The organism is Campylobacter canadensis (assembly GCF_013177655.1).
In the GTDB taxonomy this organism is placed as follows: Bacteria; Campylobacterota; Campylobacteria; order Campylobacterales; family Campylobacteraceae; genus Campylobacter_E; species Campylobacter_E canadensis.
The window spans coordinates 78,622-102,290 of sequence record NZ_CP035946.1 but is presented as its reverse complement, the minus strand read 5'-3'; the positions used below and the strand labels follow the sequence as shown (position 1 = coordinate 102,290).

The 23,669-nt window shown below is 28.0% G+C and carries 25 protein-coding genes; 9 read left to right on the top strand and 16 right to left on the bottom strand.

The window, feature by feature from the left end; genetic code table 11:
- Positions 1 to 7 precede the first annotated feature (7 nt).
- From CCANL266_RS00475 to CCANL266_RS00420, 12 genes are all read right to left on the bottom strand, one after another.
- The gene (locus CCANL266_RS00475) at positions 8 to 532 is read right to left on the bottom strand and encodes a phosphatase PAP2 family protein (RefSeq protein WP_172229858.1); all 525 of its coding nucleotides are present in this window, start codon (positions 530 to 532) and stop codon (positions 8 to 10) included.
- Between the two features lie 511 nt (positions 533 to 1,043).
- Complete coding sequence (locus CCANL266_RS00470) at positions 1,044 to 1,475, bottom strand: LSm family protein (RefSeq protein WP_172229855.1); 432 nt, start codon at positions 1,473 to 1,475, stop codon at positions 1,044 to 1,046.
- Between the two features lie 2 nt (positions 1,476 to 1,477).
- Complete coding sequence (rbfA, locus tag CCANL266_RS00465; protein WP_172229852.1) at positions 1,478 to 1,828, bottom strand: 30S ribosome-binding factor RbfA; 351 nt, start codon at positions 1,826 to 1,828, stop codon at positions 1,478 to 1,480.
- Positions 1,828 to 4,467: a translation initiation factor IF-2 gene (gene infB / locus CCANL266_RS00460; RefSeq protein ID WP_172229849.1), complete on the bottom strand. Its 2,640-nt coding sequence runs from the start codon at positions 4,465 to 4,467 to the stop codon at positions 1,828 to 1,830. The genes rbfA and infB overlap by 1 nt, the downstream gene beginning before the upstream one ends.
- Entirely contained in the window at positions 4,454 to 4,714 is a 261-nt protein-coding gene (locus CCANL266_RS00455; RefSeq protein WP_172229846.1) for a DUF448 domain-containing protein, read from the bottom strand. The genes infB and CCANL266_RS00455 overlap by 14 nt, the downstream gene beginning before the upstream one ends.
- A gap of 39 nt (positions 4,715 to 4,753) precedes the next feature.
- Entirely contained in the window at positions 4,754 to 5,641 is an 888-nt protein-coding gene (thrB, locus tag CCANL266_RS00450) for a homoserine kinase (RefSeq protein WP_172229843.1), read from the bottom strand.
- Positions 5,642 to 6,067, bottom strand: coding sequence for a tRNA threonylcarbamoyladenosine biosynthesis protein TsaB (locus CCANL266_RS00445; RefSeq protein ID WP_172229840.1), 426 nt, complete (start codon positions 6,065 to 6,067; stop codon positions 5,642 to 5,644).
- Positions 6,068 to 6,084: 17 nt separating this feature from the next.
- Entirely contained in the window at positions 6,085 to 6,966 is an 882-nt protein-coding gene (lpxC, locus tag CCANL266_RS00440; protein WP_172229837.1) for a UDP-3-O-acyl-N-acetylglucosamine deacetylase, read from the bottom strand.
- 10 nt (positions 6,967 to 6,976) lie between these two features.
- On the bottom strand, positions 6,977 to 8,344 hold the full coding sequence (gene pgp6 / locus CCANL266_RS00435; protein ID WP_172229834.1) for a peptidoglycan metallopeptidase Pgp6: 1,368 nt from the start codon (positions 8,342 to 8,344) through the stop codon (positions 6,977 to 6,979).
- Positions 8,345 to 8,357: 13 nt separating this feature from the next.
- Complete coding sequence (locus tag CCANL266_RS00430) at positions 8,358 to 9,182, bottom strand: hypothetical protein (protein ID WP_172229831.1); 825 nt, start codon at positions 9,180 to 9,182, stop codon at positions 8,358 to 8,360.
- Complete coding sequence (gene fliN, locus CCANL266_RS00425) at positions 9,183 to 9,467, bottom strand: flagellar motor switch protein FliN (RefSeq protein ID WP_172229828.1); 285 nt, start codon at positions 9,465 to 9,467, stop codon at positions 9,183 to 9,185.
- A complete protein-coding gene (locus CCANL266_RS00420; RefSeq protein ID WP_172229825.1) occupies positions 9,468 to 9,893 on the bottom strand; it encodes a chemotaxis protein CheX in 426 nt (141 codons plus the stop codon). It abuts the gene before it with no gap.
- A gap of 103 nt (positions 9,894 to 9,996) precedes the next feature.
- Between CCANL266_RS00420 and CCANL266_RS00415 the strand changes: the two genes are divergently transcribed.
- The 9 genes from CCANL266_RS00415 to CCANL266_RS00375 all read left to right on the top strand — a co-directional run bounded on the left by CCANL266_RS00415 (position 9,997) and on the right by CCANL266_RS00375 (position 20,878).
- Positions 9,997 to 10,773: a sulfite exporter TauE/SafE family protein gene (locus CCANL266_RS00415; RefSeq protein WP_172229822.1), complete on the top strand. Its 777-nt coding sequence runs from the start codon at positions 9,997 to 9,999 to the stop codon at positions 10,771 to 10,773.
- Positions 10,773 to 13,583 (top strand): excinuclease ABC subunit UvrA, encoded by a 2,811-nt coding sequence (uvrA, locus tag CCANL266_RS00410; RefSeq protein ID WP_172229819.1) that lies wholly within the window; start codon positions 10,773 to 10,775, stop codon positions 13,581 to 13,583. Before CCANL266_RS00415 ends, uvrA begins: the two co-directional genes overlap by 1 nt.
- Positions 13,573 to 14,724, top strand: a complete 1,152-nt coding sequence (locus CCANL266_RS00405) for an amidohydrolase (protein WP_172229816.1) — start codon at positions 13,573 to 13,575, stop codon at positions 14,722 to 14,724. The genes uvrA and CCANL266_RS00405 overlap by 11 nt, the downstream gene beginning before the upstream one ends.
- A gap of 39 nt (positions 14,725 to 14,763) precedes the next feature.
- Positions 14,764 to 15,498, top strand: a complete 735-nt coding sequence (rsmA, locus tag CCANL266_RS00400; RefSeq protein WP_172229813.1) for a 16S rRNA (adenine(1518)-N(6)/adenine(1519)-N(6))-dimethyltransferase RsmA — start codon at positions 14,764 to 14,766, stop codon at positions 15,496 to 15,498.
- Complete coding sequence (locus tag CCANL266_RS00395; RefSeq protein WP_172229810.1) at positions 15,491 to 17,380, top strand: ribonuclease J; 1,890 nt, start codon at positions 15,491 to 15,493, stop codon at positions 17,378 to 17,380. Before rsmA ends, CCANL266_RS00395 begins: the two co-directional genes overlap by 8 nt.
- A gap of 3 nt (positions 17,381 to 17,383) precedes the next feature.
- Complete coding sequence (locus CCANL266_RS00390; protein ID WP_172229807.1) at positions 17,384 to 18,307, top strand: KpsF/GutQ family sugar-phosphate isomerase; 924 nt, start codon at positions 17,384 to 17,386, stop codon at positions 18,305 to 18,307.
- Complete coding sequence (locus CCANL266_RS00385; protein WP_172229804.1) at positions 18,307 to 19,074, top strand: pseudouridine synthase; 768 nt, start codon at positions 18,307 to 18,309, stop codon at positions 19,072 to 19,074. The genes CCANL266_RS00390 and CCANL266_RS00385 overlap by 1 nt, the downstream gene beginning before the upstream one ends.
- Positions 19,074 to 20,219 carry a M20 metallopeptidase family protein gene (locus tag CCANL266_RS00380; RefSeq protein ID WP_172229801.1) on the top strand — a complete coding sequence of 382 codons (1,146 nt, stop codon included), beginning with the start codon at positions 19,074 to 19,076 and terminating at the stop codon, positions 20,217 to 20,219. The genes CCANL266_RS00385 and CCANL266_RS00380 overlap by 1 nt, the downstream gene beginning before the upstream one ends.
- A 341-nt stretch (positions 20,220 to 20,560) precedes the next feature.
- Positions 20,561 to 20,878: a hypothetical protein gene (locus CCANL266_RS00375; protein ID WP_172229798.1), complete on the top strand. Its 318-nt coding sequence runs from the start codon at positions 20,561 to 20,563 to the stop codon at positions 20,876 to 20,878.
- 33 nt (positions 20,879 to 20,911) lie between these two features.
- Here the strand turns inward: CCANL266_RS00375 and CCANL266_RS00370 are convergent, their stop codons facing one another.
- The 4 genes from CCANL266_RS00370 to CCANL266_RS00355 all read right to left on the bottom strand — a co-directional run bounded on the left by CCANL266_RS00370 (position 20,912) and on the right by CCANL266_RS00355 (position 23,543).
- Positions 20,912 to 21,781, bottom strand: a complete 870-nt coding sequence (locus tag CCANL266_RS00370; protein WP_224315979.1) for a Fic family protein — start codon at positions 21,779 to 21,781, stop codon at positions 20,912 to 20,914.
- 10 nt (positions 21,782 to 21,791) lie between these two features.
- A complete protein-coding gene (locus CCANL266_RS00365) occupies positions 21,792 to 22,259 on the bottom strand; it encodes a hypothetical protein (RefSeq protein WP_172229795.1) in 468 nt (155 codons plus the stop codon).
- Between the two features lie 274 nt (positions 22,260 to 22,533).
- On the bottom strand, positions 22,534 to 22,872 hold the full coding sequence (locus CCANL266_RS00360) for a hypothetical protein (protein ID WP_224315981.1): 339 nt from the start codon (positions 22,870 to 22,872) through the stop codon (positions 22,534 to 22,536).
- Between the two features lie 278 nt (positions 22,873 to 23,150).
- The gene (locus tag CCANL266_RS00355; protein WP_172229792.1) at positions 23,151 to 23,543 is read right to left on the bottom strand and encodes a hypothetical protein; all 393 of its coding nucleotides are present in this window, start codon (positions 23,541 to 23,543) and stop codon (positions 23,151 to 23,153) included.
- Between the last annotated feature and the right edge of the window lie 126 nt (positions 23,544 to 23,669).

Here is a 23,669-nt window from a genome sequence, read left to right as displayed (position 1 = left end):
AATAAATTCAATCAAAATTCGCATTAAATTGAAGCTTGATTTTATTTGAATTCATCAAAACATCGCATTTTATTTTTTTACTTGTGAATAAATTATTAATTGTGTAAGCAAATAAAGCACCAGCTAAGGCATCGTGAAAATAATGTTTTTTAGTTCTTATGCGAGAAAAAGCAACAAAACTTGCAAAAATATATGGTAAAAACGCTTGTGCAAAATTGTATCTTTTATGTATAAAATTAGCTACATAAAAAGATGCTGTTGTGTGTCCGCTAGGAAAAGAAAGATTATTACTTTTGTTTGGTCTTTGTTCTTTGATTGTGCGTTTTAAAATCTCTACACCTGCTTGTGTGCTTACTAAACCAAGCAAAAATTGATTTAAACCTAATTGCAAATCATCATTATAAAGCACCAATGATACTGCATAAAAAGGCAAAACTAATTGCAAAGCATCTCCTGTTTTTTCTATTGTCTTTAAACTATTAGCGTTTAAACTAGTAAAAAATACTGTCAATAAAATAATTAAAGTTCTCAAATACCCCCACCTTTTTTAAATTTTTTGAAAAAAGTTTTGTAATATACAAGGCTTTTTTAAACTTAATATTAATTTTTATATTTTTTGTGAATTTTTATGGATAATTTTCTAATAATACGCTTTAAAACTGCTTTTTAGCCTTACTTTTGCTAATTATTAAAATATTGTATTAATTAAAGCTAAGCAATCTTAGCTAAAAACTTTTTCTTTATTGGTGTTATTATATTTAACTAGTTTGCTATTATGCTTTGCAAGTTTTTGCTTTTAATTATAGTTTGCTACTTTCACTTTTAATAATAAAAGTTATTCTAAGAGTATAAAATAATATTGCACATTGCTATATAAAAGAATTAATCACACACTACAATCTTGAAACAAGACAAAAAGATTTAATAATCTTACAAGCTAAAAAACTTTTTACAAAAGCTTAAAATAAGTATAAAAATAAGATTAATAAATCTCTATACTTATTCTAAAACAAGCACTTTATTAGCCTAGCAAATATTTTAACTTATTTCCAGTTTATATATGTTTTTGCTTTTTTAATATCAGCTAGTTTAAATGTTAGAATTTCTTTGCCGTATTCTATTTGTATTTGGCTTTCATCAGCATTTATTAATTTACCTTCATATTTATCATTATTTACATCGGTGATTTTTACAAGCTCGTTTATACTATAAATAAAATGTCTTGCTTTACTAAGTTTTCTTTCTAAACCTGCTGATGAGACTTCTAAGAAGTATTTTTCCTTACTTGGTTCATCTAAATCAAGTAAAGGAGAAAGCATTTTACTAAATTCCTCGCAATCTTTTAAACTAAGTGCTGCATTTTCTTTTTTAAGATAAATTCTATAAATTAAATTATCGTTTTCTCTTACTAGTTCTTCATCATAAATTATAAGCCCTAATTCTTTTGCTAGTTGTTCTAGTTGTTCTAGTTGCATTTTTATCCTTTATTAATTTGCTTAAATAATGTTTCTAATCTACTTACTCTTTCATAAGTATCATCAAATTTAAAATGTAATTTTGGGCAACGGTACATCTGCAATGCGTTTAAGCATTGAGCTTCAATAACCTTTGAAACCCTTTGAAGTTTTGAAAGTATATTTTGCTGTTCATCTTTATTATAATCTTGTTTATCAAGATAAATAAAGGCATCGTATCTGCCTTTTTTACACTCTGCATCAAGGACAATTTGCGAATTAATAAGCTCATCATCAAAATTATTTAAAGCACTGGCTACTAGCTCTTTTAATAAACTTTGAGTTCTAAGTCTTTTTATATTTGCTTTATCCATTATAAACTCACTTTATTTTCTACTTCTTTGTAACTTTCAATAAAATCGCCTTCTTTCATATCGTTAAAACCTACAATGCCAACACCGCATTCATAGCCTTTTGAAACCTCTTTAGCATCATCTTTAAAGCGTTTTAAAGAGCTTATTTCCCCTTCAAAAACCACAATTCCATCTCTAATAACACGGATTTTAGCACCACGCACAATACTGCCTTCACTAACCATACAACCAGCAATCTGCCCAACCTTTGGCACCATAATAACCTGTCTAATTTGCGCTTGACCAAGTTGCTCTTCGCTAATTACAGGACTCATTAAACCACCTAGAAGTGCTTTTATTTCATCAATTAAATTATAAATTACATTATAAGTTTTAATCTCAACCTTAGCTTCTTTTGCCTTTTCTTTAATCTCACCAGTTGGACGAATATTAAAGCCTAAAATTACACCACCACTTGCTAAAGCTAAAGAGATATCGCTTTGTGTAATTCCGCCTACTGCACTATTTACAATATCCACTCTTACTTCATCATTGCTTAACTTTTCAAGGCTTCCTTTAATAGCTTCTAAGGTTCCACCAACATCAGCTTTTAAAATAATTGGAAGAGATTTTAAGTTTCCTTCTTTAATCTTAGCACTTAATTCATCTAGGCTAACCTTAGTTGATTTGCTAAGCTCTTTTTGGCGTAAATATTCATATCTTTTTTGCGCATAATCTCTTGCTTCCTTATCGCTTGAAACACTAATTAAAGTCTCTCCTGCATCAGGAATTTCATTAAGACCCATAATTACACCGCACTCGCCTGGTAAAATTTCTTTTAAGGCATTTGCTTTGCTATCTTGCATACTTTTTATGCGTCCATAAGAAATACCTGCTACAACGGTATCTCCAACTCTTAATGTACCATTTTGAACAATTACTGTGGTTACAACCCCACGCCCTTTTTGTAAAGAACTTTCAATAATACTTGCTTTTGCTGCTGAATTTTTATTTGCCTTAAGCTCAAGAACTTCTGCTTGTAGTAAGATTAAATCTAATAAATCATCTATTCCTATACCTTTTAATGCACTTATATTTACAAATTCGTAAGCTCCACCCCATTCAATAGGCATAATATCAAGCTCTGCAAGTTGAGTTTTTACCTTATCTGGATTTGCGTTTTCTTTGTCTATTTTATTAATAGCTATGATAATTGGCACTCCTGCTGCTTTTGCGTGATTAATTGCTTCTTTTGTTTGTGGTTTTACACCATCATCAGCAGCTACAACAATAATTACAATATCAGTAACACTAGCACCTCTTGCACGCATAGCAGAAAAGGCTTCATGCCCTGGTGTATCTAAAAAGGTAATATTTTTTCCATCTTTATTTACCATATAAGCACCAACATGCTGGGTGATTCCACCTGCTTCGCCCTTTGCAACATGAGAATTTCTAATATAATCAAGTAAAGAAGTTTTACCGTGATCAACATGCCCCATAATAGTTACAACAGGCACTTTAATATCTTTTAATTCTTCTTGATTTTCTTCATAATCTGCCACATAATCAAAATTTGCAGTTTCATCAAAAAAGCTTATTTCAATTCCAAATTCAAGCCCTAAAATTTCAATAGTTTCTTCATCTAAAAAGTCATTTTTAGTAGTCATCATTCCTTGCATAAAAAGTTTTGAAATAAGCTCGCTATCTTTTTTGCCTAATTTTTCTGCTAATTCATAAAGTCTTATTTCTTTTGGGATTTTTATACTTGTGATTTCTTCGTTATTTTGTTCTTTTTTATAAACTTTTTTCTTTCTTTTACCACGAGAAATTGAGTTATTTTGATTATTGTATTGATTAATTGGATTGTTAAAAGCTGAACGCAAGGCATTTTGACTTTTTGTTTGTCTTTCTTCTTTGCTTTGTGCTACGCTAAAATCAGGCATTACATATTCGTTTGCATTCTCTTCATCATCATCTAAATCAACAAAATTTGTATCAAAGTCCATCTTTGATGAGCTTTCTTTTTTTGCTGCTGGAATTTGCTTTTTAGCTTTCTTTTTCTTTTCTAATTCAAATTTTTCTGTACTATTTGCAAAAATTGATGCAAAAGAAACTGGCTCTTTTGATTTTTCTTTTTGAGCTGTTTTTTGCTCTTGGTTTGCATTTTTATTCTCATTTTTCTTCTTAATTATCACTAAACCTCTTCTTTTTTCTAAAGAGCTTTGTGCAAGACTTTCTTGTACTTGTGCTTTGCTTTCTACTTGTTCTTCTTGCTTTGTAACTTCTGGAGTGCTTTGTATTTGAACTGTTTCTTTCATTTCTTTTTTTTCTTCAACCTTTGGAGTGTTTTCTTTTTTTTCTTTTAAAGTTTTTTCTTTAGTATTAGTTTTTGTACTTTTTTCTTTAGTGCTGGTGCTTTTTGTGCTTTTTGTCTTTTTTGGAGCATTTGCTTTTAAATATTCATCAATTACCTTTTGTTGCTCATCATTTAATTGATTACTAGCAGCGTATTCATAAAAAACATTTGCTAATATAGCATTTACCATTTTTTGAGCGCTTACATTTATATTTATTTCTTTTAATTTTTCAATAAGTTCTTTTGAGCTTATTCCGATTTCTTTTGCTATATCACTAATTTTTATATTATCTACTGCCATTTAAAAACCTTTCTTTTAGTTGATTTATAATTGATATTTTATCTAAATTATTTTTATAGAATTTACAAAAACTTTTATGTAAATCTTTACTGTCTTTTTTTAAACACTCATTGCAAATATAATTTGTCCTACCTTTATCAAAAATATAAGATAATTCATTATCTTTTAATGCAAAACGATGTAACTCTTCTTTAAAAAATCTATTTTTACAAACTATACACATTCTAATTGGTTTTGCTTTATTCATTAATTTTAATTGCTTTTTCTTAATACACCATATTTTTAACTAGCAAATTCTTGCACCTAAATTATCATAATTTAATTTTAATACTCTCATATTTGTAAATTTATTACTTAAAGCCTGAAAAAGATACTCAGCATCATCAGCATAGCAAAGATTAAAAAAACTAGAACCAGAGCCGCTTAAAGTACTCATTAAAGCCTTATTTTCTAAAGCTGTTTTTTGAACTTCAAATAAAATTGGTAAATTTTTCATTCTATTTTTTTGATGAAGTTTATCAAAACTAGCATATCTTAACATTTCATAATTTTTTGAAAAAAACGCAGCACTTAACAAAGATGAATGAGCTATGTTAAAACAAGCATCGCTAAATTTTAAACTTTTTGCTAAAGCTTTTCTGCTTTGTTCTGTGCTTATTGGCGTATCTGGAATACAAACTACTGCTTTTACTTCATCGCTAATATTTGTTTTTAGATATTTTACTCCATCTTGCACCAATAAAGAAGAAACAAAGCCACCTAAAAGTGCTGGAGAGATATTATCAGGGTGAGATTCATATTCTAAAGCTTTACTTAAAATTCTTGATTTTGATATTTGCATTTTTGCAAAAGCACTAGCAGCTACTAAAGCAGCAATAATTACAGAGCTTGAAGAGCCTAAACCTCTTGAAAGTGGGATATTATTGATAAAGTCAAAAGAAAAATTATCTTTTTGATTGCTTAAATAAAAATAATAATCACAAAAAATATTTGTGAATAAATTGTGCTTTTTTAGCTGAATTTTATCTTCGCCTTCGCCTTTAATTTTTACACTAAAATAAGCACTTTTTTTAATTACTATTTCATTATGTAAATCTAAAGCAAGTCCTAAACAATCAAAACCTGGACCTAAATTCGCACTAGTTGCTGGGCAAATAACTTTTAAACTTTGCATCTAAACCGCCGGAATAAAATAATTTGGTAAATTATCACTTTCATAATTTATTTGTAATTTTACTGGTAATTGTAAATCACACTTATAATCACTAACTGCTTTTAAAATAATTTTTTCATCTTCATCCAAAGCAAAACAAAAATTATTATTTGCTTTAATTAATTTTTGTTCGCTAAAAGCAAAAGCGCTTGTAGCTTTTAAAGGAATATTTAAAACTAAAGAAAGAGTGCTAAAAAAAACATAAGCGATTTTTAAACTCATAAATGAGCCTGGTCCGTTAGCGTAAATTAGCTCATCTATTTTAAATTCTTTTAAAATCTCATCAACTACCAAGCTTAATTCTACGCTAACATAATTATTTAATTCATAACTTTTAACTAGTTTTAAATCCTTATCATAAATGCCAATTTTTGCAGGCACTGCCATAGGCAAAAAAACTACTTTTATGATAAAGCCTTTAATAATTCTTTAGAATTACTATCAAGTGTTACTAGCTCGTACGAGCTTGGATTTTCTAACATTTTTAATGTAAGCTTATGATTTAAATCATGGCTACTAGCATAAGCTTTATAATTAGCAAATACTGGTTTTCCTAGCATATATAAATCCCCAATAGCATCTAAAATTTTATGACGAACAAACTCATTTTCAAATCTCAAACCTTCAGGGTTTAGAATTTTATCATCATCTAAAACAATAGCATTTTCTAAAGAGCCACCTAAAGCTAAACCTTTTGATTTAAGGGCTTGTACATCTTTTAAAAATCCAAAAGTTCTTGCACTTGCTATTTCTTTTATAAAATTTACCTTATTGAATGTAAATTTATAATCTTGTTTAGCAATTAATTTATGATTAAAATTAATTGTGAAATCATAGCTAGGTTCATTTGTAGCAGATAAAAGTGCGAATTTTGCGTTTTCTTCTACTTTTACTTCCTTTTTAAGTACATAAACTTGTTTTCTTGCTGAAAGCTTAGTAATTTGCGCTCTTTCTAGCATATCACAAAACGCTAGTGAAGAACCATCAAAAACAGGTACTTCATTAGCATCAATACTAATTAAAATATTATCAATCCCATAAGCGTGTAATGCACTCATTAAATGCTCTATGGTTGATATAAAACCATCTTTATCTCCAATTACTGTAGCCATTTGAGTGTTAATTACATTTTCATAATTTGCTTTATAATATTTATTCAAATCACTTCTGTAAAACACGACCCCGCTATTAGCATCAAGTGGGCTAAGCGTAATATTAATAGCACTTCCTTTGTGTAAGCCAATTCCTATATTTTTTACTTCATTTAATATCGTTGTTTGAAACATTTTTTATTACCTATTTACTTTTTTTACCGTTAATTATATCTTTTGCACTCTTAATAATGTTAAACACATTATCACGCATCCATTTTGCATCCATCCATTCTTCTGGTCTTACTTCAATACCTTGTACTAACATTCCAAAATGCAAATGGTCTCCTAAAGCAAGTCCTGAAGTACCTGTGTTAGCAATACTTTGATTTGCTGATACTATATCGCCAAGTTCAACATTTTTTTTAGAGCAATGACCGTATAAAGAAAATAAGCCTAAACCGTGGTCAATAATTAAATTTAAACCATAAATTCCATTTTCTTCAGCAAAAACTACTTTGCCACTATTGCTTAAGTTAATAGGTGCCATCTTTGTACTTGCTAAATCAAGCCCTAAATGATAACTTTGCGATATATCTTTTGAATTAAAACTATAAAATCTATGGTCGCCAAAATCAGCTACTTTTTTACCATTTCTTAATGGAGCAAAAGGTTTTAGGCTAAAATCGCTTATCATTTGCAAATCTAAATTGCTTGTAATTTTGTGAATTATTTTTTCATTATCAAGTCTTAAAGTTGAATTAACAAAATCAAAGATTTCTTCTTTGCTTTCTGAATTCTGACTTGAGTACATATTAAATAAATCAGCAATTTTTCCATCAATAAAATTACCGTTTAATTTAATATTAGAAACCCTGTACTTTCTATTTTGTAAATACAATCTTATATGTTCTTTTGTAATATTTCCTGCTTTATCGCTTGCTATGATTTTTGCTTCATAATCATCATCTTTTAAATCCCAAGCAATTAAAGCAATATAATAATTTTCCTTATAAAATGGAAAAACCTTAAAAGTATGATTATTTGCTTGTATGTACAAATCTTCTAAATTATCATCTTGCGCATAAAAAACAACACTAGCAGCACCACCTTGAGTAATACTGTATGAATTCGCTAGCACATTAACAGTTGGGCGTTTGTTATCAATAATAACATTTACAACTTTTTTGCTTTCATTACCCATAAACCAATTCCACAAACTAGCATCTCTTACGCTAATATATAAAACATATTTTTCTATTTTTTCATTAAATTTTGGCTTTGCAAGTTCTAAATTTAAATTAGCACTTTTTGTATTTACGCTTTGATTTATTAAAGTATTTTTTTCTTTTTCATCATTTTTACTAAATTCAACTTTTATATTTTTAATAGCAACATTGTCTTCTATTTGTAAATCAATTTTACCTAGCGTATTCCAATAAATTGTATCTGCAATATTTACTACTGGTTTTTCTCTCTCAAAAGAATTTGAAAAAAATACAAACAAAAACAATACCAATACAACTATAAAGATGAAAAATGCTGTAAATTTTTGTTTTTTATATTTATTCATACTATTCCTTTAATTAAATTTTTCCAACTTTTTGCTTATATTCATTAAAAGCATTTTTTTGCAACATACTTTCTAGTTTTTGCTTATTTTCATTAAAATACTTTTCATAATCTTGTTGTTCTTCTATTGCAGCTGATGAGCTTAATAAAATATTTGTATTGCCAATAATTAAATGATACTTTTTCTTTTCACAAGTTAAAACAACAAAGGTATTATAAGCGTCTAATCTTTTTATACATAAAATTTCACAATGAGTTTTATTTAAGCTTAAAAAGCTTGAGGCTTTTGAACTTATATCTTCTATTTTAAACTCTTTATCAACACTAATATGCTTATTTTTAGCAAGTTTTCTTTTTAATAATGTTAATACTATTAAGGCTACCAATAATACACATAAAACAATAAAATATCTTAAATAAGAAAAATCCTGAATATCATCGGCATATACAATTTGATTATTTTGTATATTTGCATTATTTTTTAAAGGTAAAATTCTAACCCTTAAACCAAATCTATCCTTAGTAATTGCAGGTTGAATGCTAATTTTTTCATCTCCTGTGATATTTATAATTGTATTTGTATCTTTTTGATAAAATAAAATATCTTTTACATAAGGTAAATTAATATTTATTGAGCTTTTATCTGCTATTTTTAAATCATTTAAAACAACTTCAGTTGCATCACTTGAATTTAAAATTCTCATCTGCTCACTATTTTCATAAGGAGAGTCAAAACTAAGCATAATATCTACATAATTATCTCTTTTGTAAATATTGTAATTTATAAGATTACTAGCATAAACACAACTTGCTAATAATAAAAATAATACTATTCTCATCTACAACTCTTTTTTAAAATATTGGATTACTGATTTTGAGCTTAAAATTTCATTTATACGAATAGCTAAATTTCTTTCATAAACCATAACTTCGCCCTTACCAAAAATCCTATTATTTACATATAATTCAACGCTTTCGCCTGCTGGTTTTTCAAGGTCAATTACAGAACCTACATCTAAATCTAAAAATTCCTTAACGCTAAGCTGCGTTGTGCCTAATTCGCTGACAAAATCAACGCTCACATCAAGCAATTCATTGTAAGTTGCGTTAAGGCTAGTTGGCATTTATTTTTTCTTTTCTACTATGCCCACACAAAAAGTATGTTCATCTAGTTTATAAAAAAATTCGTAATTAAAGCCTAGCTTAAAGTCTTTAACCCTTCCTAAATATTCAGGAACGCTTATTGAATAATCATCATAAGCATCAGCTAACAATCTTTTTGCATATCCTATGATTTGATTTGCAACTTCCTTGCATAAATCACAATAATCATCTTCATCCATTTTTTCATCGCCTAGCAATCTAGTAGCTAATTGCTTTAAACTATCTTGCTTAAAGATTAAATAACACTCTAAATCTTTAACATTATCACTTAAACAAATACTAGAACCATAATAAACTGCATCATCTAACTTATCAGTTATTTCTAATTTAGACCTTAAAATGTGTTTAAAAAAATGCTTAACCGAGTAATCAATAGTATCTAACACTAGCTATCCTTTTTATTAATACTTAAAAAATTTGAAAATTCTTACGATTATAAAAAGTTTTATTTAAGCTAAGGTTAATTAATATTAAAAAAGGAGTTTAATTATGTTAGAAAATTATGATTTATACACTTTAACCGTACTTGCTGTTGATGGAATTTTTGTTGGTTTTATTTCTGGTTTATTTGCAATAGGTGGCGGAACTGCGGTTGTACCTGTTGTTAGCACTCTTTTGCCTTATTCATCTAAGGTAGCTGTTGGAATTTCTGTTATGCAAATGGTTTTTTCAGCTTTTTATAATTCTTACTTAAATTATAAAAATAAAAAACTAAATATAAAACAAGGTATTTTTCCTTGTTTGGGTGGATTAATAGGTGGTTTTAGCATTGGTTATGTAATGAAAATAGCAAATGATATTGCAATTTCTTACTTAGTTTTAATAATGCTTACTTGGGCTATTATTAAATTTTATTTTAGTCCTACTAATTCAAATAAAGCAGAAAACAATAATAAATTCTTACATTTTATTTTAGGACTTCTTGTAGGAGCTATTGCAACTAGCGCTGGAATTGGTGGAGCTATGCTTTTAACCCCTGCTTTAATTGCTTTTTGTAACTTTGAATTAAAAAAAGCAGCTGCAATTAGTGGTTTATTTGTGGCTTTTAGTGCTACATCGGCTTTTATTTCAATGTCTTATAGCGGTTATATTGATTATACTGCTGGAGCTATTATTGGCTTTGCTTCTTTGTTTGGTGTAAAAATAGGAAATTATTGTTTTTTAAAAACTACTAATTCTTTACAAAAAAAACTTATGATTTGCTTTTATTTAATAATGTTTTCACTTGCATTAATTAAAGTTATAAAACAGCACGGAGTTTTTTAATGAACGATGAAATTATAATAACAAAAGCAGCAGAAAATAATTTAAAAAACATTAATCTAAGCTTACCAAAAAATAAACTTATTGTCTTTACAGGCTTAAGCGGCAGCGGCAAAAGTACTCTAGCTTTTGATACTCTTTATGCAGAAGGGCAAAGAAGATATATAGAAAGTCTAAGCGCTTATGCAAGACAATTTTTAGATAAATTCAATAAACCAAATGTAGAAAAAATCCAAGGTCTAACACCAGCTATTGCGATTGATCAAAAAAGCACTTCTAAAAACCCACGCTCAACCGTTGGAACAATTACTGAAATATATGATTATTTAAGATTATTATATTCTAAAATCGGTGTTCAACATTGTTATAAATGTGGTGAAAAAATCAATAAAATGACCACACAAGATATTATTAATGAAATATCAAAACACGAAGAAAAAGCAATGATTTTAGCCCCTTTAGTAAAAGAAAAAAAAGGAAGTTTTAAAGACTTATTAGAAAAATACAAAAACGATGGTTTTATTCACGCACAAATAAATGGTACTTTAGCAAGATTAGACGAGCCAATAGATTTAGCAAAAACAAAAAAACATACAATAAAATTAGTAATAGATAGGCTAAGAATAAATAAAGAAAATTCATCAAGATTAGCTCAAAGCGTAGAAAAGGCTTTAAATATAAGTTTTGGAGAATTAGAATTAGAATTATTAGATAGTAAAAAAAACATACATTATTCTTTACATAACGCTTGTTTTAAATGTAAAATTTCTTTTAATTTATTAGAGCCACTTTCTTTTTCGTTTAATAGTCCAAAGGGTGCTTGTTTAAACTGCGATGGCTTAGGAATAAAACTTAGTTTAGATAATGAAAAAATAATAAATTATGACAAAAGCATTGAAGAAGGCGCTATAAGAACAATGAGTGGTTATAATAAAAGCTTTTATCATAAATTACTTTTAGCCTTTTGCGAAAAAGAAAAAATAAGCACAAGTACAGCATTTAACGAATTACAAGATTATGAACAAAAATTAATTTTATACGGCAGTGCAAATCAATTTGAAATGATTTGGCAAAAAAATAAAATAAAAAAAACCTTTGAAGGAGCAATAAAATTAAGCTATGAAATTTTAAAAGATGATAAAGATTTTAGCGATTACATAACAGAAAAAACCTGCTCAAGCTGCAAAGGTTTTAGATTAAACGAGCAAAGTTTAAGCGTTTATGTAAATAATAAAACTCTAGCTCAAGTAATTAGCACTCCTATTGAGCAAATTTGTAAGTTTTTTGATTTGAAAAATTATAAATATTTAAGCAAACAAGATTATGAAATATCATTGCCAATAATTAAAGAAATCAGTGAAAGATTATATTTTTTAAATGATGTTGGCTTAGGCTATTTAAGTCTTGGAAGAGATGCAAGAACAATAAGCGGTGGAGAAGCTCAAAGAATTCGCATTGCCTCGCAAATTGGTAGCGGACTTAGCGGAGTGCTTTATGTATTAGATGAGCCAAGCATTGGTTTGCATGAAAAAGATACAAGCAAATTAATAAATACCTTAAAAAATTTACAAAGCAAGGGTAATACTTTAATTGTAGTTGAACACGATAGAAAAACCATTGAAAATGCTGATTTTATTGTAGAAATTGGACCAAAAGCAGGAGTAAATGGCGGAGAGGTTGTTTTTGCAGGTGAGTATGAAAAATTATTAAAAAGCAATTGCACAACAGCAAAATTCATAACTCGTAAAGAAGAAATAGATATTTATAAAGAAAGAAAAAGTGATGAATTTTTAAAACTTAGCAATATTACAATTAATAATTTAAAGAATTTAAGCGTAGAATTTCCACTTAGAAATCTAGTTTGTGTAACAGGAGTAAGTGGTAGCGGTAAAAGCTCATTAATGCTACAAAGCCTATTGCCAATAGCAAAACTAAATCTAAACCACGCTAAAAAAGTAAAATTAAATAATATTCACTATGAGGGTTTAGATAAATTAGATAAAGTAATTTATTTAGACCAAAGTCCAATAGGCAAAACTCCACGCAGCAATCCTGCAACCTACACAGGCTTAATGGATGAAATTAGAAATCTATTTGCTCAAACAAACGAAGCGCAAATTCGTGGTTATAAAATCGGAAGATTTTCATTTAATGTTGCTGGTGGAAGATGTGAAAAGTGCAATGGAGATGGAGAATTAAAAATATCAATGCACTTTTTACCAGATATTACAATAACCTGTGATGCTTGTAATGGTAAAAGATACAATCATCAAACCCTAGAAATAACCTACAAAGGCAAAAATATAGCTGATGTTTTAGCAATGAGTGTTGAACAAGCGTATTTATTTTTTGAAAAAATACCTAAAATTAAGCAAAAATTACAAACTTTAATGGATGTTGGCTTAGATTATATTAGCTTAGGACAAAATGCAACAACCCTAAGTGGTGGAGAAGCACAAAGGATAAAAATAGCAAAAGAATTAAGCAAAAACGATACAGGAAACACTCTTTATTTACTAGACGAGCCAACTACAGGCTTACATTTTGCTGATACTTTAAAACTTTTAAAAGTCTTACATCATTTAGTTGATTTAGGCAATAGCGTGTTTGTTATTGAGCATAATTTAGATTTAATAAAAAATGCCGATTATATAATTGATATGGGTCCAAATGGTGGAGAAGGCGGCGGAAAAATAATTGCTTTAGGAAGCCCTAAAGAATTAGCAAAAAAATATTACAAAACAAGCTATACAGCACAGTATTTAAAAGAAGAATTTCAAGCAATGAAACAAGGAGGAAAAAATGCTAAATAAACTAAAAGCAATGCAAGATGAATTCATTCAAATAAGACACGAAATTCACAAAAATCCTGAAATTGGAATGTGTGAATTTAACACAGCAAGAATAATAAGCGATAAGCTAAAAGAATTTGGCTATGAAGTTTATGAAGGAATTGCAAACACAGGAGTTGTTGGGGTTTTAAAAAAAGGTTCTTCTAATAAAAAAATCAGTCTTAGAGCTGATATGGATGCTTTATATATAAACGAAAACAATCAATGCGAATATAAAAGCAAAAACGAAGGTTTAATGCACGCTTGCGGACACGATGGGCATAGTGCTTCACTATTACTTGCTGCAAAATATCTTGCTGATTGTGATTTTAACGGTACAATTAATTTAATCTTTCAACCAGCAGAAGAAGGCAGAGGCGGTGCTAATGCTATGATTAATGATGGCTTATTTGATAGATTTAGCTGTGATTATATTTTTGGATATCACAATCTACCTAGCAAGGATAATAAATTATTTTTACTTAAAAAGGGCGCTATGATGGCAGGGGCTAGCTCTTTAAAAATTACAATAAAAGGACTTGGCGGGCATGGAAGTGCGCCTGAAAAAGCTAGTGATGTAATGGGAGCGATGGCGAATTTTATTCTTCAAGCAAGTATGATTTGCTCAAGAAATATAGCCGCACAAAATAGTGCTGTAATAACTTTTGGTGCTGCACTTTGCGGAAATGAAAGCTCTTTTAATATTTTGCAAGATGAAGCACTTTTATTAGCAAATATTAGAACCTTTAGCAAAGAAGATAGAAATATTATTTATGAGCAATTAGAAAATATAGCAAAAGCTATTGAGATAAGCTCAAAGGTTAAAATTACTTTAGAATTTAATCTAATAGCAGAAGCAACAATAAATGATGATGAAGCACAAAAACTAGCCTTTAGCGTTGCTTGTGAGTTATTTAAGGAAGAAAATTGCGATGAAAATCATTTGGCTTTAATGGGTAGTGAGGATTTTTCTTTTATGCTTGATAAAGTAAAAGGAGCTTATGCTTTTATAAATAATGGAAATTCTGCTTATTTGCACGATGCAAATTATGATTATAATGATGAGATTTTACACTTATGTGCTGCTTATTATGTAGGCGTTAGTTTAAAATATTTGCAATGAAATTTGCAAATATTATTCTAAATTATTTATACTAAAAAAATGTATGTAGCAAAAAAGAAATTCGGACAAAATTTTTTAAAAGATGATTTTATAAAAGCACAAATCATCCAAGCCATACCCAAACTAGATGAAAATATTCAACTCGTAGAAATTGGGCCTGGCTTAGGTGATTTAACCGAATGTATTTTAAAGCAAGGTTTTTGCCTTGATGCTTATGAGATTGATAGGGATTTAATACCTATTTTAAAAGAGCGTTTTGGTAATTTTAAATTTAATTTAATAAATGCTGATTTTTTAGAAGTTAGCATTAATAAAGATTTTTTTGTATGTGCTAATTTGCCTTATTATGTTAGTTCTAGCATTATTACAAAATTAATTTTTGACCCTTTTTGCAAGGGAATGATTGTAATGATACAAAAAGAATTAGCTCAGCGTTTTTTAGGCGATGATTATTGTGCATTAAGCGTTTTGATTGAGCTTACTTGCTCAAAGCATTTAGTTTGCGATGTAGCGCCAAGTGCTTTTGAACCAATGCCAAAGGTAAATTCTAGTATAATTAAGCTTGTAAAAGATAAGCAAATAGATTTTAATTTAGATGAATTTAACAAGTTTTTAAAACAAGCTTTTTTAAATCCTAGAAAAAAAGTTTTAAAAAGCTTAAATGCTTATGAAGAGATATTTAAACAATTAAATTTAGACACAAACTTAAGAGCTCACGAAATATCGGCTAAATCATTCTTAGAGATTTTTAAGAAAGGTTTAAAAAATGGATGAGATTAAAATAGCAAGAAGTTATGAAAATGCTGAAAACGAAGATGAGATATTAGAAGAAAACGAACAAAAAGAAAAAAGTCAAAAAAAGAAAAAAAGACGCAAGAAAAAGATTTTACCAGCACAATTAAAAGGCGATGCTGATTGGCAAAAAGCTCTGCAAGAGAGTATGAAAGCAAATGAAATTGCACACAAAGTAAGACTTGAGCCTTGGTTTTATAAAAAAGGTAGCGAGAGTGTAATTTTTACTCCACTTGGCGGTTTAGGTGCTATTGGTGGTAATATGAGCGTTATTGAGTATAAAGATGAAGCGATTATTATTGATGTTGGAATGAGCTTTCCTGATGCAAATCAACACGGAGTTGATATTGTAGTGCCTGATTTTTCATACATTAGAAAGATAAAAGATAAAATAAAAGCAGTAATAATAACCCACGCTCACGAAGACCATATCGGTGCTATGCCGTATTTTTACAAAGAATTTGATTTTCCAATTTATGCAACCGCCTTGCCACTTGGAATGATTTCAAATAAATTTAGCGAACACGGCTTAAAAGATAAATGCGAATTATTCAGACCAGTAACTAAAAGACAAGTTTATGAAATAGGCTCTTTTAGTATTGAGTTTATTCATATTACTCATAGTATTATTGATAGCTGTGCTTTAGCTATTAACACCCCTGCAGGAACTATAATTCACACAGGAGATTTTAAAATTGACCACACTCCAATTGATGGCTATGCAAGTGATTTACACCGCTTAGCTTATTATGGAGAAAAAGGCGTTTTATGCTTATTAAGCGATAGCACAAATTCTTATCGTGAAGGAGTTACAAAAAGCGAAAGTGCGGTTGGAAATACCTTTGATTTAATTTATTCAAAATGCAAAGGCAGAGTGATTATGAGTACTTTTAGCTCAAATATTCATAGAATTGCACAAGCTATTGATTTTGCATTAAAGTACAACCGCAAAGTGTGCATTATCGGTAGGTCAATGGAAAGAAATTTATTTACCGCTATTGAGCTTGGGTATTTAAAACTTGATAAAAAAATCTTTGTTGGGGCTGATGAGCTTGATAAATTACCTGATGAAGAAATTTTAATTATCACAACAGGTTCGCAAGGCGAAAATATGAGCGCACTTTATAGAATGGCTACTAGCGAACACAAGCATGTAAAAATAAAACCAAGCGACCAAATAATAATAAGCGCAAAGGCAATACCTGGAAATGAAGCCAGTGTTTCTAATGTAATTGATTTATTAATGAGACACGGAGCGGCGGTTGCTTATCAAGAATTTAGCGAAATTCATGTTAGCGGACACGCTGCACAACAAGAACAAATGCTTGTTTTAAGACTAATAAAACCAAAATATTTTTTACCTGTGCATGGAGAGTATTCTCATATTACAAAACACAAATTAAGTGCAATTTCTTGTGGAGTGCATGAAAAAAATATTTACTTATTAAATAATGGTGACCAAATAGAAATTAGCTGGAATAAAATGCGTAAAATAAGAAGTGTAAAAACAGGCAAAACCTACATAGATAATCAAGTAGATAGACAAATACACGATGATTTGTTAAATACAAGAAAAAATCTAGCAGAGCATGGAATTATTCAGCTTAATCTAGCAATAAATTCACAAGCAAGAACGCTAAAATATTACAATATCATCAATTTTGGTCTAGTTTCAGCAAAAAATCAACAAGAATTTTCAAATGATTGTGCGAACGCAATTAAGTTATTTTTAGCAGATTGCAAAGAGAATTTATTTAATGATAAAAAAGCACTTGATGCTGCATTAAAAACCTTGCTAAAAAAATATTTTTTCAAAAAATATAAAAAATATCCATATTTATTAATTAATATTTCACAAGGATAAAAAATGTTAGAACTAGCACAACAAATTCTTTACGCTGAAGCACAAGCGATACTAAAAGCAAGTGAGCAATTAGATGAAGATTTTGTAAAAATTGCTACAAAAATTGCAAATATAAAGGGTAATTTAATTATTATTGGCGTTGGTAAAAGTGCAATAATTGGCAAAAAAATGTCAGCTTCTTTTGCAAGTTGCGGGGTAAAAAGCTTTTTTATCCACGCAGCTGAATTAATGCATGGAGATTTGGGAAATATTGATAGTAATGATATTTGCATTTTGATATCTTTTTCAGGAAAAAGTGAAGAAGTTTTAAAAATAATACCTTTTTTACAAGATAGACAATGCGCGCTTTTTAGCATTTCACAAAACAATTCCCCACTAGCAAACTTTTGCCAAGCAAACATAAATACAAATTGCAATGAAGCAATCAAGGATATCCCAGCGCCAACTTCTTCAACCACTCTTACCCTAGCTTTAAGCGATGCTTTACTAGCCTTAGTTGTTAAATTAAAAGATTTTAAAATTAACGACTTTGCAAAAAACCATCCAGGCGGCAGCTTAGGTAAAAGATATTATGAAAAAGTAGCTGATTTAATGCATACAACAAATCTTCCTTTAGCAACCACTAGCATAAATATAAAAGACGCTATTTTGATTATGAGTAAATGCTCTTTTGGTTGTGTAGTGCTATGCAATAATGATGAATTAGTAGGGTTTTTTAGCGATGGGGATTTAAGAAGGGCTATGCAAGAAGAAGATTTTTCTTTTGAAAAAAAAGCTTTATTTTATGCAAGTACAAATCCAAAATGTATTGACAAAAACGCTCTAGCACACGATGCTTTTAAAAAGATGAAAGAAAATAAAATAAGCGTTTTATGCGTTGTTGAAAATAAAAAAGTTATTGGATTATTAAAATTATTGGATGAGTGATGAGATTAAATAAATTTATTTCACATAATAGTGATTATTCAAGAAGAAAGGCTGATGAGCTAATAGCAAACGGGCTTGTAAAGGTAAATCAAAAAATCATAAAAGATGATTTTTACGAAGTAAAAGAAGATGAAGACAAGGTTTTTGTAAAAAATAAAAGGATTTACAAAAGAAAGGATTTTGAAGCCTTGATTTATCATAAAGATAAAGGTCAATTAGTATCACACACTGATGATAGAGATAGAAAAACTATCTTTAACTTTTTACCAAGTGCTTTTAAAAATTATAATTTTGTAGGTAGGCTTGATTATGCTAGTACTGGGCTTTTAATCTTAGTAAATTCTCCTGTGATAGCTGATTTTTTAGCGCAAAGTTCTTTAGAAAGAGAGTATTATTTAAAGCTAAAAGGTCAAATTAGCAAAGAAGTTATTTTAGCTATGCAAAATGGCTTAGAAATTACAAACTCAACAAAGGGCGCACACGAAAAAAGCAAGATAACAAATATGAAAATATCTGCTTTTTTAGACTATGAAATATTTGGCTCAAGCGGCGGATATACAAAGCTAAGAGTGTTAATTAATGAAGGCAAAAATAGAGAACTTAGAAGGTTTTTTGCGCATTTTGGCTTAGAGGTAACTGATTTAAAAAGAGTAGCTTTTGGTAGATTGGAGCTTGGAAATTTAAAGGTAAATAAATATAGATTTTTCACAAGCAGTGAATATGAAGATTTAAGAGCCTTTTTAAAAGAAAATAAGGTTTATTATTAATGAAAATAGAAGATTTAACAAAAGAATTTATTCAAATTAGACATTTTTTACACGAAAATGCAGAGCTTGGTTTTAAAGAATTTAAAACCAGTGCTTTTATAAAAGAAAAGCTAATTGAATATGGATTTAGCGTTATAAATGTTGGCACTAGCTTAATTGCGAGTATGAAAAAAAATACTTCTACTAAAAAAATAGCTTTAAGAGCTGATATGGATGCTTTATTAATAAAAGAAGAAAATACATTTTCATATTCAGCAAAGGGCGATGTAATGCACGCTTGCGGACACGATGGGCATAGTGCATCTTTGCTAATGGCAGCAAAATATTTAGCTCAAAGTAATTTTGATGGGACTTTGATTTTAATCTTTCAAGCTGCGGAAGAATGTGTAGATGAAAATGGTTTAAGTGGAGCGCAAAATTTAGTAAATTCTAAAATCTATCAAGACTTAAATGCTGATTTTATCTTTGGATACCACAATATGCCTAGTATGCAAATGCCAAATAATAAAGAATTATTTTTTCTAAAAAAGGGCGTTATGATGGCTGGATGTTTATCTTACGAATGTGAATTTATAGGCGTTGGCGGACATTCATCGCAACCAAATTTATGCAAAAATCCAATAAACAGCCTAGCAAAATTCATATCTAAAATTAATGAAATAAAGCTTAAAAACAGCGTTTTAAGCGTGGTTGGAGTAAGCAGCGATTCTAAAGCTTATAACATAATAAGCTCTAGTGCAAGTTGCAAAATAAGTATAAGAATTTTAAATAACGACGATGCTTTAATCTTGCAAGATAGTTTAAAGCAAATTGCAAAGACCTTGCAAGATGAAGATGAAATAACTATTAAACTAAACTGCATAGAAAACATTCCTGCTACTGTTAATTGCGATAAGGCACAAGAATTTGCATTTAATGTTGTTTGTGAAGCATTTGGCAAGGATAAATGCACACAAAATCACGAACATTTGATGGGTAGCGAGGATTTTTCTTCATTTTTACTAAAAACTAGCGGAGCTTATGCTTTTATAAATAATTCAAATAGTGCTAATTTACACACTAGCAAATATGATTATAATGATGATATTTTAGAATTAGCAGCAAAGTATTACATAAGCTTAGTTTTAAAATACTTAAAGCCTTAAACTAGACAAAGCTCATATTAAGATATTACAAACTTATTATGAGCTTTTGGCTCATCTAAAAAGCCTTTTTGCCAAATTATAGTTTATGTAAAAATTTTAAAAATTTATCATTTTCTAGTACTTCAGGATTTAAAGAATACAATGGGCAATTTGATACCATTGCGGCTTGTTGAAAAAAACTTTCTAATTTTACCATATTTAGAAAAGAATTAAAATGCAAAGATGTTCATAATCGTAATGTTTATGAAAAATTACCTAGAGAAATCATTGAATTTTTAGATAATAATAAAATAAGCTATCAAAATAAGCAAAATGAAATAATTAATGAAGAAAATGAGTTATTGTTAAATTTATTTGATTTGATGAGATTTTTTAATACTAAAAAATTAACTTATAGAGTTTTTACTGGAAATCAATATATAGCAAGTTTAAGCAAAAATAACACAAAGGCTTTAAAATATACTTATGGATTTATGATTTTTACTAAATCAAAACCAACAATAAAAACTGCAATAAAAAAATGCAGTTATAGTAATAAATTAATAAAAACTAATCCTAATCATTTTGATGAAATTAGCTTAGAAAACGGCAAAGTTAATTTTACTTATAAAACATCTAATCATTTTGCTAGTTTATGTGGTGCTACAATTTTTGTATGATTTAAAAATTAATCATACAAAAAATTTAAAATATTATCTGCTTAAACCATAATTCTTAGTTGATTTTTGCTCTTGTTTTATCGTAATTGATTTATTTAATTTTGGTTTTGGTAAAGGCTTTAATTCTATTTTTTTATTAAGTATAAATTTATTAAAAAAACTTTCTAAATAAGAAAAATCTCTATAAATTTTATCCTGTAAACTTTCATAATTTGCCAACACTAATGCGTCTCTAAAATACTTTGAATTAGTTTTAAAAATATCATTATTTGAGTTAAAACCTTTATTTCTTAAATATTTAATTGTAAAAACTGCGATTGTTCTAGTATTACCCTCTCGAAATGGGTGAATTTGCCATATACCACTAATAAATTTTGCAATATTTAAAACTTGTTCTTCTTTATTCATTAAATTATATTTTTTTTCTTTTTCTATACTAAAGTCATAATCAATAGTTGCTTTTAAATCGTTAAAATCAGCATATTCTACGCTTTTTTTACCACCTAAAACATCTTCTAGTTTGGAAATATTTACTTTTCTAAAAACCCCTACTTGTTTTTCAAGCAATTGTGGAAAAGCATTTTTGAAAATAGTTTTATGAATTGATAATAATGTGGCTGGTGATAAAGAAAATCCATTAGTTTCTAAATATTTAGCAATGTTTATAGATACCAAATCACACTCTTTTTCACTTGTTTCTTTAGGAGTGAGTTTTTTATCTTTATAGTATTGATTTACTTTATTTTCTAATTCTGTATATGTTTTAGAATTATTTACTACTTCATTAAAATATTCCGATGGCTTAATATTATCTACTAAACTTAATCCAACGCCTATTTCAATATAATCTTTGTTAATATTTTCGTTGGTTTTTACTTCATCGTATGTTTCAATCACTTCCATTACAACTCCCTTAAAAATTTATTTTAGCAATTAAATAATCTTCTAAACTTAAATCATACTTCTTTAAATCTTGATTAATTTGCATTTGCTCTTCAAATGTAAATAATTTATATGTTTCTCTATATAAATATATTTTAAAGTAAATATATTTAGGTGTAGAAGTTGAAATTGCTTGTGTAAGCTCATTTATTTTGATTTGTTCTTCATCGCTTATATAAAAAGTTATACAATGCTTTTTATCTTTTTCCTTAAAATATTCAAATTCTACTACTTTATTATCAAAACCTAATTTGGTTCTAATTAAACTTCTAATTGAAATACCATTTGACATAGCTATTTGAAAAACTTTTTTAATATTTTCATCTTTTGTAAAGTAATCGTTTTTTTGAAATATGAAATTTTTTATAAATTGGCTTTTTGTAGAACAAGTATTTTGCCTTTCACTCTCTATAAATTCTAATAATTCATCATTGACCATTATATGCAATTTCTTTTTAAAATTTTTAGTTCTATTTCTTATTTTTTAGTTTCTCCAGTTGCACTTTCAATAAAATTATCTATATCGTTATTTACTTTTTTAAATTGCATTTTTTCCCTTTTATTTAATATCTCATTTTATATTGTTTAATAATTAAAATTACCTGTAAGATAAAAATTAAGCTGACTTTTTGCTACTAAATCTAATATTTTATCTTGTGTTTTATACAGTTTATTAAATCTTTCATCTTGTATATTATTCAATAATTTTTCCTTTATATTAATTGTGGCATAGGTCGTCTTATACCAGCGTCCTTAATATCATAATGCTTAATTAAATCGTCCATTCTAGCTTCTAAAAATTCTCTTTTATAAGTTCCTAGCCTTTGATTTTGATTTATTATAAATTCTTTTACCCATTCTTCTTTCATAATACCTAGATTATAATACATCTCATAAGAGCTTTGAAAAATAGCACTGAATAATTGTCTTCCTAGTTCTTTATCATTTTCTATATTTTCAACAATATATTCAGGGGTCATAGTGGTATTTCCCCAGTAACAAGTTTTTAAAATATTTTCAGCTATTTTTAATTTTTCTTCTTTGCTACACATTTAATCTCCTTTCGCATAGGTAGTAAAACTAGAGCTGTGTGTTTTTCTAACTTTTTAATGCTTTCAAATGCTAGGATTTGAAATTGTGAGTTATTATAACTTAATATTATCAATTAATTATTTTTATAATTATACAATGAATAACTTAAAATATACAATACAACTAAAATAACTAAATATAAAGGTTATTTATGGTTGTTTATCGCATAGGTAGTAAAACTAGAGCTGTGTGTTTTTCTAACTTTTTAATGCTTTCAAATGCTAGGATTTGAAATTTCTTAATAAGTTTTATTATTACTTATTGAATTTTCAATAATTTTGCTGTATTTATTAAATAATTCATTTGTGTTTATATAGTAGTGTAGTTTTGGTGTTATGTGCTTTAATATACTATAATCATTCTTAATATCTTTTAATAATTGATTTTTGCTATCATTCATTATAATATCTTTTTTATCTAACATATACTGAATTTTTTTATTGAATTGTTTGAATTTATCATTAATATCATCTAAATTAAAATTATTGTTTAGATTTAAAATTTTCATTACAATTAAATCATCGTTAAAATCTTTTAAAATTGGTTTATCTATTTGAATATCTAATTTATTAAAAATAGTTTTAGTTTTTTCTAAGAAATCATTACCTTTACTATCATTATCAAATGCCAATGTTATTTTTGCTTTTGAATTATCGTTAAATCTATAGTTTTTAAATTATTTTAATTTGGTAGCTTCAAATATTATAACCCTACTACCAACCAAGTAATCAACGCAAGCAGGTGTTCTTTTCCACTA

Bases quoted from the DNA above. Each gene is read 5' to 3' on its own strand.
- CCANL266_RS00405 (WP_172229816.1), top strand. From the start codon at position 13,573: ATGCTAAATAAACTAAAAGCAATGCAAGATGAATTCATTCAAATAAGA.
- CCANL266_RS00415 (WP_172229822.1), top strand. From the start codon at position 9,997: ATGTTAGAAAATTATGATTTATACACTTTAACCGTACTTGCTGTTGAT.
- uvrA (WP_172229819.1), top strand. From the start codon at position 10,773: ATGAACGATGAAATTATAATAACAAAAGCAGCAGAAAATAATTTAAAA.
- thrB (WP_172229843.1), bottom strand. From the start codon at position 5,641: ATGCAAAGTTTAAAAGTTATTTGCCCAGCAACTAGTGCGAATTTAGGT.
- CCANL266_RS00390 (WP_172229807.1), top strand. From the start codon at position 17,384: ATGTTAGAACTAGCACAACAAATTCTTTACGCTGAAGCACAAGCGATA.
- CCANL266_RS00380 (WP_172229801.1), top strand. From the start codon at position 19,074: ATGAAAATAGAAGATTTAACAAAAGAATTTATTCAAATTAGACATTTT.
- CCANL266_RS00445 (WP_172229840.1), bottom strand. From the start codon at position 6,067: ATGGCAGTGCCTGCAAAAATTGGCATTTATGATAAGGATTTAAAACTA.
- lpxC (WP_172229837.1), bottom strand. From the start codon at position 6,966: ATGTTTCAAACAACGATATTAAATGAAGTAAAAAATATAGGAATTGGC.
- CCANL266_RS00385 (WP_172229804.1), top strand. From the start codon at position 18,307: ATGAGATTAAATAAATTTATTTCACATAATAGTGATTATTCAAGAAGA.
- CCANL266_RS00365 (WP_172229795.1), bottom strand. From the start codon at position 22,259: ATGGTCAATGATGAATTATTAGAATTTATAGAGAGTGAAAGGCAAAAT.
- rbfA (WP_172229852.1), bottom strand. From the start codon at position 1,828: ATGGATAAAGCAAATATAAAAAGACTTAGAACTCAAAGTTTATTAAAA.
- rsmA (WP_172229813.1), top strand. From the start codon at position 14,764: ATGTATGTAGCAAAAAAGAAATTCGGACAAAATTTTTTAAAAGATGAT.
- CCANL266_RS00395 (WP_172229810.1), top strand. From the start codon at position 15,491: ATGGATGAGATTAAAATAGCAAGAAGTTATGAAAATGCTGAAAACGAA.
- CCANL266_RS00430 (WP_172229831.1), bottom strand. From the start codon at position 9,182: ATGAGAATAGTATTATTTTTATTATTAGCAAGTTGTGTTTATGCTAGT.
- fliN (WP_172229828.1), bottom strand. From the start codon at position 9,467: ATGCCAACTAGCCTTAACGCAACTTACAATGAATTGCTTGATGTGAGC.
- pgp6 (WP_172229834.1), bottom strand. From the start codon at position 8,344: ATGAATAAATATAAAAAACAAAAATTTACAGCATTTTTCATCTTTATA.
- CCANL266_RS00470 (WP_172229855.1), bottom strand. From the start codon at position 1,475: ATGCAACTAGAACAACTAGAACAACTAGCAAAAGAATTAGGGCTTATA.
- CCANL266_RS00370 (WP_224315979.1), bottom strand. From the start codon at position 21,781: ATGGAAGTGATTGAAACATACGATGAAGTAAAAACCAACGAAAATATT.
- CCANL266_RS00360 (WP_224315981.1), bottom strand. From the start codon at position 22,872: ATGTGTAGCAAAGAAGAAAAATTAAAAATAGCTGAAAATATTTTAAAA.
- CCANL266_RS00455 (WP_172229846.1), bottom strand. From the start codon at position 4,714: ATGAATAAAGCAAAACCAATTAGAATGTGTATAGTTTGTAAAAATAGA.
- infB (WP_172229849.1), bottom strand. From the start codon at position 4,467: ATGGCAGTAGATAATATAAAAATTAGTGATATAGCAAAAGAAATCGGA.